The following is a 13,085-nucleotide window of genomic DNA, read 5'->3' on the forward strand; positions in this document are numbered from 1 at the left end:
GAGCCAAGGCAGGGCTGTCGCAAGAAAGCCGTGCCCAAACAAAGAGTTAGATCAAGAGCTTGAAATCGAGATTCATGTCATGAACGCACAGCTACAGCCGACCGGTTCCGCCTATTTCATCGCCAAGGAAACGGAAAAGCCGGAGAACCACACACTTTCCGTGCTGGTCGACAACGAGCCGGGCGTGCTTGCCCGGGTCATCGGCCTGTTTTCCGGGCGGGGCTACAACATCGAGAGCCTGACCGTTTCCGAGACCGAGCATGAGAAGCACCTGTCGCGCATCACCATCGTGACGCGCGGCACGCCGCATGTGCTGGAGCAGATCAAGCATCAGCTGGAGCGGATCGTGCCGGTGCACCGCGTCGTCGATCTGACCGTGCGCTCGCACGAATCCGGCCAGGAGCGGCCGCTGGAGCGCGAGCTGGCACTGGTCAAGGTTGCTGGCACCGGCGAGGCCCGGGTCGAGGCACTGCGGCTGGCCGACGCCTTCCGCGCCAGCGTCATCGACGCCAACACCGAGCATTTTATCTTCGAGATCACCGGCAAGGGGTCCAAGATCGACCAGTTCATCGCCATCATGAAGCCGCTCGGCCTGGTCGAAATCTGCCGCACCGGCGTGGCCGCGTTGAATCGCGGTCCGCAGGCGATGTAAGTCCGCCGCACCGATCGACAGTTTCAGCAGGGGTTGAAGGCCTGGTTCTGCCATGAGCCGGCCGCTGGCCTTTGCGCAGCCATCACGAAGTGACAATAATGCTGACATATCTGGGAGGATATCATGTCGCTTGACGCGTTCCTTGCCCTGCTTGTCTACGCCTTGGTGACCTCGATCACGCCGGGGCCGAACAATCTCATGCTTCTGGCATCGGGAGTGAATTTCGGCCTCGTCAGATCGGTTCCGCATATGCTGGGCATCAGCATCGGTTTCCTGGTGCTGCTGGTCGCCGTGGGTCTTGGCCTGGGTGCGGTGCTGACGGCTTTCCCGGCGCTGCACACCGGATTGAAGATCGCCGGCGGCGCCTATCTGCTCTATCTCGCCTGGAAGATCGCCATGTCGCGCACGTTGACCGGCAAAGGCGAGACGAAGGCGCAGCCGATGCGCTTCATCGATGCGGCGGCATTCCAGTGGGTCAATCCCAAGGCGTGGGTGATGGCGATCACCGCCATGGCCGTCTACACCAATCCGGAGCATCCGTTCCTGTCGGTGGTGTTGATCTCGATAGCCTTCACCATCGTCAATTTGCCGAGCGTCTCGGTGTGGGCGGGGTTCGGCACCGCGCTACGCGGTTTCCTGTCGGACCCGGTGCGGCTGAAATGGTTCAACATCGCCATGGGCGTGCTCTTGGCGGCGACGCTTTGGCCGATGCTGAAGTAGGCCGTGGGGTTCGGTCCGATCGTCTAAAGACGGGATCCGAACGCTCGGCGGGCCGTTCGGATTGGGATCCGACCCGTGTTGCACATCCATTGTGCAGTGCACATTAAATCTTCGTAATGCCGTGTTTTGGCCCTTTTCCGACAAAGGCGTGTCCTATCTATTCGGCGAAATCGCGGCAATGAGCCGTGAATTGCGCTAGAATACGACCACCTGGCTATGGCGTGTCGGACAGAGAGGGCCTTTTGTCGATGCGTGGAAAAGTCATTCTTTCATTGCTTGCGGTCGCCTGTGTCGGCGCGGCCTGGCTCTATCTGTCTCCGGACACGCTAGGCAGGGTTCAACAGCTTATCGGCGCAAAGCAGGTCGCGGCGGCGGACAAACCGGCAACCGACAAGCCGGCGGCGGGGGACAAGTCGGCAGGCGGCGGCGGTGGCGCTCGCTCGGCCTCGATCCTCTCGGCCGTCGCCTCGACCGCCGATTTCCCGATCCGGCGTTACGCGATCGGCTTCGTCTCCTCTCCAGCCGTCGTCAGCATCAACGCGCGGGTCTCCAGCCAGATCGTCTCGATCGACGTCAAGGACGGGCAGATGGTCAGGGTTGGTGACGTTCTGTTTTCGCTCGATGACCGGGCGCTGAAGGCGCAGCTTGCCAAGGACCAGGCGGCGCTCGCCAAGGACCAGGCAATGCTCGCCAGCTCGCAGTCCGATCTCCAGCGCGCCAAGGATCTGGTCGCCAAGCAGGCCGGCACGCAGCAGACCTATGACCAGGCCGTCGCCGCGGCGAAGGCTGCCGCAGCGACTGTCGATGCCGACAAGGCGACAATCGACGCCGACAATGTCCAGCTTGGTTTTGCAACGATCACGGCGCCGATTGCCGGCAGGCTGGGTGCGGTCAGCGTCGCCGTCGGCGACCTCGTCACCACCAGCAATGGCAACAGCAGCACGGCGACGCCGCTGGTGACCATCACGCAGATGGACCCGCTGCAGGTTAATTTCAATCTGCCGGAAAGCGACCTGGCGCTGCTGCACAAGGCACTCGCAAATCCGCAGCAAGGCGCGGTGACGCTGACCAAGGACGGCGACCCAACGCCAATCGGCAAGGGCACGCTCGATTTCGTCGATTCCAGCGTCGACACCGCGTCGGGCACGATTGCCACGCGGGCAAGCATTCCGAATGCCGACCTTTCGCTATGGCCCGGCCAGTATGTGAACGTCGTACTGGACGCCGGCATCATGCCGCAGATGACGTCGGTTCCGACTGTCGCGGTCCAGCCGAGCCAGAAGGGGCCGTTCGTCTATGTGGTCAAGCCGGACAACACCGTCGAGATGCGGCCGGTGCAGGTGGCGCTGACCGAAGGCGAGAACAGCGCCATCAGCCAGGGGCTGAAAAGCGGTGAGAAAGTTGTCACCGAAGGCCAGACAAGGCTGAAGGACGGCGCCGCCGTGCATGAAGGCAAGGCCACTGCGGGTGCTGCCGCGCCCAAGGTGGCCGAGGCGACCAATGCCGGCGAGGCGGCCCAATGATCTCCGAATTCTGCATACGCAGGCCGGTCGCCACCCTTCTGATGTCGTTCGCCCTCGTGCTGGGCGGGCTGTTTGCCTACAAGTTCCTGCCGGTGGCAGCCCTGCCGAGCGCCGAATTTCCGGTGGTCAATGTCTCGGCCTCGCTGCCGGGCGCCTCACCGGAAACCATGGCGACCTCGGTGGCGACGCCGCTGATCAAGCAGTTCGCCACCATTGCCGGCATCGATTCGATCTCGACCACCAACTCGCTCGGCCAGACCTCGATCGCCATCCAGTTCGTGCTCAACCGGGATATCGACGCCGCAGCCGCGGACGTGCAGGCAGCGATTGCGCGTACGCAGAAATCATTGCCGCCGCAGATGACGGCGCCGCCGAGCTATCGCAAGGTCAACCCTGCCGACGCGCCCATTCTTTTGATGTCGCTGGTCAGCGACACGGTTCCATTGACCGATCTCGATGCTTTCGCGGAAAACGTCATCTCGCCGTCGCTGTCGACCATCGACGGGGTGGCTCAGGTCTCGATCTTCGGCCAGCAGAAATACGCCGTGCGCATCCAGATCGACCCGACCGCGCTTGCCGCGCGCGGCATCTCGATCGATCAGCTGCAGGCGGCGATCGCGTCCGCCAACAGCAACACGCCGCTCGGCGTGCTCCAGAACGACAAGCAGCAGCTCACCATCACCGCCAACACGCAGCTGACCGACGCGGCCGGCTTCTCCAACCTGATCATCGCCACCAAGAACGGTCACCCGGTACGATTGGGCGAGGTGACCCGCGTCGTCGATTCGGTGCAGACCACGACGACGGCCAGCTGGTACGATGGTACCCGCGCGATCATCATGGCGGTGCAGCGCCAGCCCGACGCCAACACGGTCCATGTCGTCGACAAGGTCAAGGCGATGCTGCCGTCCTTCCAGGACCAGATGCCGGCAGCTGCCTCGATCAAGCTGCTCAACGACCGTTCGTCCTCGATCCGCCAGGCCGTCGATGACGTGCAGTTCACGCTGCTGTTGACCATCGCGCTGGTGGTGATGGTGATCTTCGTGTTCCTGCGCCGGGTGACGGCGACCATCATTCCGGCCGTGGCGGTGCCGATTTCGCTGATTGCCACGCTTGGCGCGATGTTCCTGTTCGGCTTTTCCATCGACAACATCTCGCTGATGGGCTTGACGCTGGCGGTCGGCCTCGTCGTGGACGACGCTATCGTGATGCTGGAAAACATCTTCCGCCACATGGAGGAGGATGGATTGTCGGCCTTCGATGCGTCGCTGAAGGGCGCGCGCGAAATCGGCTTCACCATCATCTCGATCTCGATCTCGCTGGTGGCGGTGTTCATCCCGGTGCTGCTGATGGGCGGCGTTATCGGGCGCATCTTCAACGAGTTCGCCGTCGTGGTGACGGTCGCCATCCTGGCGTCGATGTTCGTGTCGCTGACGCTGACGCCGATGCTGTGCTCGCGGCTGCTATCGGTGACCAAGGCTGATCGCGACGCGCATGGCCCTGGCCACAAGCGCGATTTTGTTACGCGCGGCTACGATCGGATCTTGAGTTTCTGCCTGAGGCATACCTTCCTGGTGTTCCTCGTCTTCATCGGAACCGCGGCAGCCTCGGTGTGGCTGATCCAGGTCTCGCCGAAGGGTTTTTTCCCGCAGGAGGATATCGGCCAGATATCGGTGACGACCATCGCGCGCCAGGACATCTCATTTGACGCCATGGCCAAGCTGCAAGGGCAGGTCGCCAGCGTCTTCTCGCATTCGCCCTATGTCGACCATGTGGCGTGGTCGGCGGGCAGCGGCAACAATGCGCTCAACCAAGGGCAACTCTTCGTCCAGCTCAAGGGCAAGGATCAGCGTCCCGATATCGACAAGGTGCTTTCGGATCTGCGCAAGCAACTGGCCGGCGTGGCGGGCATCGAGACCTACATGCAGCCGGTGCAGAACCTGAGGCTGGGTTCGCGGTCGTCGGCCAGCGCCTACCAACTGGTGGTTCAGGGGCTCGATACCGGCCTGACCGATATCTGGGCGCAGAAACTGAATGACGCGATGGCGGCCGACCATACGAACTTCACCGATGTCACCAGCGATCTGCAGAACAATGCGCTGCAGGCGACGCTGGTGGTGGATCGCGATAAAGCCGCCCAGCTCGGCATCGACACCGACACGCTGCGCTCCGCCCTCTATGGCGGATTCGGCACCGACCAGGTTTCGACGATCTTCGGTTCGGCCGACAGCTACGAAGTCATCACCGAACTCGATCCTAAGATCGAATGGTCGCCCGAGCGGATGCTCGCCATCCAGATGAGGACGGCGAGCGGCAGTCTGGTTCCGCTTGGCGCCTTCGCCCGGGTCGACCGCACAGCCGGCGCCTTGACGGTCAACCAACTCGGCCAGCTTCCGGCCGTGACCATCTCCTACAACCTGCCGCAAGGCGTGGCGCTGGGCGACAGCGTGACGCGCATCGAGGCGCTCAAAGAGCAGATCGGCATGCCGACGGCGATCTCGACCACCTTTGCCGGCACGGCCAAGACCTTCCAGGATTCGCTCGCCAACCAGGGCATGCTGATCGGCGGTGCGATCCTGACCATCTATATCGTGCTCGGCATCCTGTATGAGAGCTTCATCCATCCGCTGACCATCCTCACCGGCCTGCCTTCGGCGGTGCTAGGGGCGGTTGTTGCCTTGCGCTTTGCCGGCATGGATCTGTCTGTCATCGCGGTGATCGGCATCCTGATGCTGATCGGCATCGTCAAGAAGAACGGCATCATGATGGTCGATGTCGCGCTCGAGTTGCGACGAGAAGGCATGTCGGCGACCGAGTCTATCCACAAGGCCTGCCTGATGCGCTTCCGGCCGATCATGATGACGACGCTGGCGGCGCTGATGGGCACGTTCCCGATCGCGCTCGGCACCGGCGCCAGCGCCGAGCTGCGCCAGCCGCTGGGCGTTGCCGTTGTCGGCGGTCTGCTCGCCTCGCAGGCGCTGACCCTGTTCGTGACGCCGGTTATCTATGTCTACATGGAGAATTTCTCGGGCTGGCTGCTTGGCTTGTTCTCGAAGAAGGGCCGGCCGAGCTTGCGGGCGGTGGACGCCGGCGAACAACCCTCTTTGTTCGATTCCGACGAAGACCGGGTTATCGAACCGCAAAAGGCAGCGGCCGAATAGCCGGCCGCTGGCCCAAGGCCTGGCGCTTGCCGCGCGATGCGGGTGATTCTAACGTTATGCCATGTCACACGATCATGACCACGACAACGAACTCGATCCGTTTGCCGCCCGCGTGCGCGCGCTGGAAACCATCCTCACCCAGAAGGGGCTGATCGATCCGGCCGCGATCGACGTCATCGTCGATACTTACGAAACAAAAATCGGTCCGCGCAACGGCGCCAAGGTGGTGGCAAAGGCCTGGGCCGAGCCGGCATTCGCCGCATGGCTCAAGCGCGACGCGACGGCGGCGATCGAATCGCTGAGCTACACCGGCCGGCAAGGCGAACACATGCAGGCCGTCTTCAACACCGAGGACACGCACAACCTCGTCGTCTGCACGCTGTGCTCCTGCTATCCGTGGTCGGTGCTTGGCCTGCCGCCGGTCTGGTACAAGGCGCCGCCCTATCGCTCGCGCGCCGTCATTGATCCGCGCGGAGTGCTTGAGGAATTCGGGCTGACGCTGCCGGCGGACAAGAAGATCCGCGTCTGGGATTCCACCGCCGAACTGCGCTATCTCGTCGTGCCGATGCGGCCTGAGGGCACCGAGGGCTGGAGTGAGGAGCGGCTGGCCGATCTGGTGAGCCGCGACGCGATGATCGGCACCGGCATGGCGAGGCAGCCGGCATGAACGGGCCGCAGGATCTCGGCGGGCAGATGGGGTTCGGCCCGGTCGCGCCCGAAAAGGACGAGCCGTATTTTCATGCCGCCTGGGAAAGGCGGGCGCTCGGCGTGACGCTGACTGCCGGCGCCATGGGCGCGTGGAACATCGATGAGAGCCGGCATGCGCGGGAATCGCTGCATCCCGCCGATTATTATGCCTCCAGCTACTACGAGATCTGGATCAAGGCGCTGGAGGTGCTGCTCAAGCGCCATGGGTTTGTCAGCGAGCGCGATCTGGCCGAGGGCCGGGCGGTCGATCCGGCAGCGGCACCGAAAAGGGTGCTGAAGGCCGAAAACGTACCTGATGTGCTGGCCAAGGGCGGGCCTTGCGACCGGCCAGTGGCACAGCCAGCGCGGTTCAAGGCCGGCGACCCCGTGCGGACCAAGAACTTCAACCCGACCGGCCACACGAGGCTCCCGCGTTATGCGCGTGGCAAGCAGGGTACAATCGAGGCCGTGCGCGATGGCTTTGTCTTTCCGGACAGCAACGCGCATGGGCACGGCGAAAACCCGCAATGGGTCTACACCGTGGTTTTCGAAGGGCCTGAAATCTGGGGCGAGGGGGCCGACCCGACCCTGAGCGTTTCGATCGATGCCTGGGAGAGCTATCTTGAGCCGGCGTGAAGAACTGCCGGCGGTTTTCGACGAACCGGTGTTTGCCGAGCCATGGCAGGCCGAAGCCTTCGCCATGACGGTGGCGCTGCACGACAAGGGGCTGTTTTCGTGGAGCGAATGGGCGCAGTCGCTGTCGACCGAAGTGAAGAAGCCCGGTGCCGCGGCTGACGGCCACGACTATTACGAACATTGGCTGGCGGCGCTGGAAAACCTGCTTGTCTCGAAAGGGCTGGCCGCCAAGTCGGATGTCGACGCTATGGCTGAGGCCTGGGAGCGCGCCGCACATGCCACGCCGCACGGCAAGCCGATTCTGCTGGAGAACGATCCCCAGCTCGACCGCAGGTCGTAGCAGCCCGTTCCGAGGTCGTGGCGGCCCGGCCCGATAGGTCGCGGTGGCTCACTATTTTGTTCCCTTTACGTTCTTGATTGCCCCTGATAGCCTGGCCCTGTCGGCGGCACTGAGACGTCCCGGCGCATCGATGGTGGTGGCGGCTATCTTGTCTTTCCCTTGCGAATCCGGTCTCTCGCGCTGATGGAATTCTCTCCCCAACAGGACGAGGCGCTGCAAGCGGTTGCCCGCTGGCTGAAAACCGGCAAGCCGCAGCTGTTCCGGCTGTTCGGCTATGCCGGCACCGGCAAGACGACGCTGGCGCGCTATTTTGCTGAACATGTCGACGGTCAGGTGCAGTTCGCCGCCTTCACCGGCAAGGCCGCACAGGTTCTGCGCTCCAAGGGCGCGGTCAATGCGCGCACAATCCATTCGCTGATCTATAGGCCCAAAGGCGAGGAATCGGTGGCCGACGAGGTCACCGGCAAGACCTCGATGTCGCCGACCTTCTCGCTCAACCGGCAGAGCCCGATCTCGCGGGCGAAACTGGTCGTCATCGACGAATGTTCGATGGTCGACGAGCAGCTCGGTCGCGACCTGATGAGTTTCGGCACGCCGATCCTGGTGCTCGGCGACCCCGGCCAGTTGCCGCCGATCTCGGGCGGCGGCTTCTTCACCGACCACGAGCCGGACTTCCTGCTCACCGAAATCCATCGGCAGGCGCGCGACAACCCGATCCTGCGGCTGGCTCTCGACGTGCGCGAGGGCCGTGAATTCATGCGTGGCGACTATGGCACGGCGCAGGTGATCGGCAAGGAAGACGTTAGCATGGCGCTGGTGTGCAAAGCCGACCAGGTGCTGGTCGGCACCAACCGCACGCGGCGCCGCTACAATCAGCGGCTGCGCGAACTCAAGGGGTTCAATGCCGACTATCCGCAGGCCGGCGACAAGCTGGTCTGCCTGCGCAACGATCCGGCCAAAGGGCTGCTCAACGGCTCGCTGTGGAAGGTGATGACCTCGTCGCGCGAGACGGTGAAGCCCGGCATCAACCTTCTGGTGTCGCCGGAAGAGGACGATCCGGATCGCGGCGTCGCCAAAATCAAGCTGCTCAAGGCGGCGTTCGAGGATCCCGACGCCGATATTCCGTGGCAGCAGAAGAAGCGCTTCGACGATTTCGACTATGGTTATGCGCTGACCGTGCACAAGGCACAGGGCTCGCAGTGGAACGAGATCGTGCTGTTCGATGAAAGCTGGGCCTTCAAGGAAACCCGCCAGCGCTGGCTCTACACGGCGATCACGCGGGCGGCAGAGCGGCTGACGATCGTCAGGTAGCAGGCGTCCGAGCGGGCTCTGCGTGACGTTGCGTTCTGCTGGACGGTTGGGTTAGTTTTTCAGTCATGGCACGCGTTTTCCAACAAATCGTCAGCCTTGGCCCCGATTGCCGGACAATCCATCAGATCCGGGAGCGGTTTGGCAGGGTCAGCGGCAGGCGCGGTGTTTTCGACTGGCAAGGCACGCCGCCCGCGGTGGTGATGGACTATATGCGGAGCGATTTTGTCGGGATGTTCGAGCGCGATGATTTGCAAGTCGCCGACGGCAAGGTCTCCAACCGACGGTTCGGCACCAGTTACAAGCATCTGTTCCCGGATGGTGTTACCGAAGCGGTGCTCGACGCGCGCTACCCGGCCGTTCGAAAAAAACATGACCGATGGTGCAAGACGACGAGGGCACTGATCCGAAATGGTCATTCGACGCTTTTCGTCCTTGGTTTGCCGGTGACCGGGCGGGACATGGATGAACTGTCGATACTTCTCGAAAAAGCGGCTCCCGGCCGGGACTTCCTGTTGCTGGCGCCGCCAGAAGGAGACAGAAGCGACGATTGGCGGGGTGACTATGATGTGTGGCGCGAGCATTTTGCCCCATTCTCGATCGAGCCACCACTTGGAAGGCGTATCGGCCTGAAATTCTATCGGCTCGGCAAAAGGATGTTTTTCAGGAACTCAAATCCGCTGAATGCCGACGAGTTGATTGGAATGCTCAACTGGCTTTGGAAGAAGCGGTAGACAATACCGTTCTGCAGCAAGCTATCGCGCGCCAATCGGGCTGGCGTCGAGCCATTGCCAGGCGGCGGCCTCGTCTTCCACGTTGAAGTGTCTGAATTCGATGGGCGGCGAGGGCGGCAGAAAGCCTTGTGCGTCCGCTATCCAGTCCGGTTCGCCGATCGTCGCGCAACGGCCGACATGTTCCAAGGCATGGACGGCGCCCTGCTTCAGGGTGTCGTCCGCGATATGGGCCCAGTCGACGCCATCGTGGTCGACAAGGCGCACCAGCACATCGATGCGCGGGTGCAACGCATAGGCTGCCTCCATCAGCCCGAAAAGGTTTTCGCCGTCTGCCGCGGCGACGTGCCCAACGACATCGATAGCGAAAAGATCGTCACGGCTGGTCTCGATACGGCGGATCGCCGGCACGGAATCGAGAAAATTCATGGGCGCCTCCTTTCCCGGACTGAATTCATCAAGCTTGGAACACCCGAAACCCCCAGTCTGTTCCCACCAAAGGCATTACTGTTCCCGCCAAAGGCATTATAGGTGGCGCATCGAATGATTTTGAGGCCAACCGCATGCCCGCAAAGCTCTCCGTCAATCTCAACGCCGTCGCCATGCTGCGCAACCGGCGCGACCTGCCGTGGCCGAGCGTTATCGGTCTCGGCCGCATTGCGCTCGCGGCCGGGGCGCATGGGCTGACTGTGCATCCACGTCCCGACGAGCGGCACACAAGGCACTCCGATCTGCCCGAGATCCGGTCGCTGATCGACGACGAGTTTCCGCGCGCGGAATTCAACATCGAGGGCTATCCGACCGAGGAGTTCCTGCTGCTTGTGGAAAAGCATCAGCCCGAACAGGTGACTTTGGTGCCGGACGACCCGGCCCAGGCGACATCGGACCACGGCTGGAACTTCGCGACCCAGGCCGCGTTCCTCTCTCCGATCGTCAAACGTCTGAAGAAGGGGGGCTTTCGCGTGTCGCTGTTTTCCGATCCGGACCCCGATTGCGTGACGGCCGCACGCGATACCGGCGCCGACCGCATCGAGCTCTATACGGGTCCCTACGGCAGTTATCATTCCGATTCCGCCAAAGCGGCCAATGAGTTGGAAAGATTGGGAAAAACCGCCGACGCCGCGCTCGCTGCCGGGCTTCAGGTCAATGCCGGGCACGATCTGGTGGTCGGCAATCTGCCGGCGCTTGCCAAGCGCATTCCGGCATTGGCCGAAGTGTCGATCGGACATGGGTTGACAGCCGACGCGTTGGAGTATGGCATGGCCGGGACGGTGGGTCGGTTCCTCAAGGCCTGCGGATGGTAGCGATGGCAGCCTCGCGCGGCAGGCATGGCAGCCATCACGCGACGGCACTTGATATTGCATCGCAGCAAGCGTAGAGCACCGCGCGCTTATCGGAGTGTCGTCCATGGCCCTTACCAATACTGGTAGTGAGGCAGAACCCATCGAACAATCGAGCCATTCGGAAGTCGAACAGCACAGCACCAAGGTTCTGATGCTGGGCGCGCTCGGTGTGGTCTATGGAGATATCGGCACCAGCCCGATCTACGCCTTTCGCGAGGCGCTGGTGGCGTCTTCGGGCGGCAATGTCGCCCAGCGCGGCGATATTCTCGGCGTGCTGTCGCTGATCATCTGGTCACTGACGATCATCGTCACCATCAAATACATCATGTTCGTGCTGCGCGCCGACAACCGCGGCGAGGGCGGCGTGCTGTCGCTGATGGCGCTGGCGCGCGGCAGTTTCCCCAAGCGCTCGGCGCTGATGCTCGGCATCGGCATCGTCGGAGCATCGCTTTTCTTCGGTGACGCCGTCATCACACCGGCGATTTCAGTGCTGTCGGCGGTTGAGGGCATGAATGTCGTCACGCCGACCTTCCAGCCCTATGTGGTGCCGCTGACGCTGGTCATCCTTGCCATGGTGTTCGCGGTGCAGCGCTTTGGCACTGGCGGGGTGGGATTGGTGTTCGGCCCGGTGACCGCGGTATGGTTCCTGGCCATTGGCCTCTCCGGGCTCAACCACATCATCGCCGATCCGGAAATCCTGTGGGCCGTGAGCCCGCACTACATCGTCGCCTTTCTGATCAATTCGCCCGACGTCGCTTTCGTGACCATCGGCGCCATTTTCCTGGCCGTCACCGGCGCCGAAGCGCTCTATGCCGATCTTGGCCATTTCGGCCGCAAGCCGATCGTGCTCGCCTGGCTGGCGATCGTGTTTCCCTGTCTGCTGCTCAACTATGCCGGGCAAGGTGCCTTCGTGCTGGCCAAGAACGGCGTCGTCGGCCATCCGTTCTTCGAGATGAACGAAGGCTGGACGCTGATCCCGATGGTCGTGCTGGCGACCGCCGCCACGGTCATCGCCAGCCAGGCGGTGATATCGGGCGCCTTTTCGCTGACCAGGCAGGCAGTGCAGCTCAACATGCTGCCGCGCCTGGAAATCCTGCACACGTCGGAGAAACAGTCCGGCCAGATCTACATGCCGCGCGTCAATCTCCTGCTGGCGCTGGTGGTGATGATGCTGGTCGTCGGCTTCGGCGAGTCCAGCAGGCTGGCGTCGGCCTATGGTATTTCGGTGACCGGCAACATGCTGGTGACGACGGTGCTGCTCTATGTTGTCATGACGCGCATCTGGAAATGGCGGCTGTGGGTGGCGGTCGCCATGACGGCGCTGTTTGCCTTTATCGACGTCGGCTTCTTTGCCTCCAACATCGTCAAGGTGTTCGAGGGCGGCTGGGCATCGCTGGCGGTGGCCTTCACCGTTGTGCTGGCCATGTGGACGTGGGTGCGCGGCAGCCGCTATCTGTTCGACAAGACCCGCCGCAACGAGATCCCGCTCGATTTCCTCGCCGGCAATCTCTTGAAGAAAAAGCCGCAACTGGTGTCCGGCACCGCCGTGTTCCTGACCAGCGATCCGCTCAGCGCGCCTACCGCGCTAATGCACAGCCTGAAGCACTACAAGGTGCTGCACGAGCAGAACGTCATCCTTTCAGTGGTGACCGCGCCGCAGCCGGTGGTGCCCGACAGCGACCGGGTCAAGATGGAGACGGTCAACGAGCTGTTCATGCGGGTGACGCTGACCTTCGGCTACATGGAGCAGCCAAACATCCCGCGTGCGCTGGCGATCTGCCGCAAGCAGGGCTGGAAGTTCGACATCATGACGACCTCGTTCTTCCTGTCGCGGCGTTCGCTCAAGGCCTCGCCCAATTCCGGCATGCCGGTGTGGCAGGACCGGCTGTTCATCGGCCTGGCGCGCATGGCGGCCGACGCGACCGAGTATTTCCAGATCCCGACCGGACGCGTGGTGGAGATCGGCACGCAGGTGGCGATTTAG

At 62.8% G+C, this 13,085-nt stretch carries 12 protein-coding genes; 11 read left to right on the forward strand and 1 reads right to left on the reverse strand.

Annotation, left to right across the window (positions count from 1 at the left end; translation table 11 throughout):
- Nucleotides 1-79: 79 nt before the first annotated feature.
- From ilvN to NKJ06_RS04125, 9 genes are all read left to right on the forward strand, one after another.
- A complete protein-coding gene (gene ilvN / locus NKJ06_RS04085; RefSeq protein WP_023757090.1) occupies nt 80-652 on the forward strand; it encodes an acetolactate synthase small subunit in 573 nt (190 codons plus the stop codon).
- A gap of 123 nt (nt 653-775) precedes the next feature.
- The gene (locus tag NKJ06_RS04090; RefSeq protein WP_352809205.1) at nt 776-1,372 is read left to right on the forward strand and encodes a LysE family translocator; all 597 of its coding nucleotides are present in this window, start codon (nt 776-778) and stop codon (nt 1,370-1,372) included.
- Nucleotides 1,373-1,620: 248 nt separating this feature from the next.
- Nucleotides 1,621-2,895, forward strand: coding sequence for an efflux RND transporter periplasmic adaptor subunit (locus NKJ06_RS04095; RefSeq protein ID WP_352809207.1), 1,275 nt, complete (start codon nt 1,621-1,623; stop codon nt 2,893-2,895).
- On the forward strand, nt 2,892-6,056 hold the full coding sequence (locus NKJ06_RS04100) for an efflux RND transporter permease subunit (RefSeq protein ID WP_352809209.1): 3,165 nt from the start codon (nt 2,892-2,894) through the stop codon (nt 6,054-6,056). Before NKJ06_RS04095 ends, NKJ06_RS04100 begins: the two co-directional genes overlap by 4 nt.
- Nucleotides 6,057-6,117: 61 nt before the next feature.
- Nucleotides 6,118-6,723 carry a nitrile hydratase subunit alpha gene (gene nthA / locus NKJ06_RS04105; RefSeq protein WP_352632563.1) on the forward strand — a complete coding sequence of 202 codons (606 nt, stop codon included), beginning with the start codon at nt 6,118-6,120 and terminating at the stop codon, nt 6,721-6,723.
- Nucleotides 6,720-7,379, forward strand: coding sequence for a nitrile hydratase subunit beta (gene nthB / locus NKJ06_RS04110; protein ID WP_352632561.1), 660 nt, complete (start codon nt 6,720-6,722; stop codon nt 7,377-7,379). The genes nthA and nthB overlap by 4 nt, the downstream gene beginning before the upstream one ends.
- Nucleotides 7,348-7,719: a nitrile hydratase accessory protein gene (locus NKJ06_RS04115; protein WP_502905584.1), complete on the forward strand. Its 372-nt coding sequence runs from the start codon at nt 7,348-7,350 to the stop codon at nt 7,717-7,719. Before nthB ends, NKJ06_RS04115 begins: the two co-directional genes overlap by 32 nt.
- A gap of 183 nt (nt 7,720-7,902) precedes the next feature.
- Entirely contained in the window at nt 7,903-9,030 is a 1,128-nt protein-coding gene (locus NKJ06_RS04120; RefSeq protein ID WP_352809212.1) for an ATP-dependent DNA helicase, read from the forward strand.
- 200 nt (nt 9,031-9,230) lie between these two features.
- Entirely contained in the window at nt 9,231-9,761 is a 531-nt protein-coding gene (locus NKJ06_RS04125; protein ID WP_352809214.1) for a hypothetical protein, read from the forward strand.
- 21 nt (nt 9,762-9,782) lie between these two features.
- Here the strand turns inward: NKJ06_RS04125 and NKJ06_RS04130 are convergent, their stop codons facing one another.
- A complete protein-coding gene (locus NKJ06_RS04130; protein ID WP_352632555.1) occupies nt 9,783-10,187 on the reverse strand; it encodes a SpoIIAA family protein in 405 nt (134 codons plus the stop codon).
- Between the two features lie 134 nt (nt 10,188-10,321).
- Here NKJ06_RS04130 and NKJ06_RS04135 point away from each other — a divergent pair, with 134 nt between their 5' ends.
- Entirely contained in the window at nt 10,322-11,062 is a 741-nt protein-coding gene (locus tag NKJ06_RS04135; protein ID WP_352809216.1) for a pyridoxine 5'-phosphate synthase, read from the forward strand.
- Between the two features lie 103 nt (nt 11,063-11,165).
- Nucleotides 11,166-13,085: a potassium transporter Kup gene (locus NKJ06_RS04140; RefSeq protein ID WP_352632551.1), complete on the forward strand. Its 1,920-nt coding sequence runs from the start codon at nt 11,166-11,168 to the stop codon at nt 13,083-13,085.

This window comes from Mesorhizobium sp. M0293 (assembly GCF_040321735.1).
Taxonomy (GTDB): domain Bacteria; phylum Pseudomonadota; class Alphaproteobacteria; order Rhizobiales; family Rhizobiaceae; genus Mesorhizobium.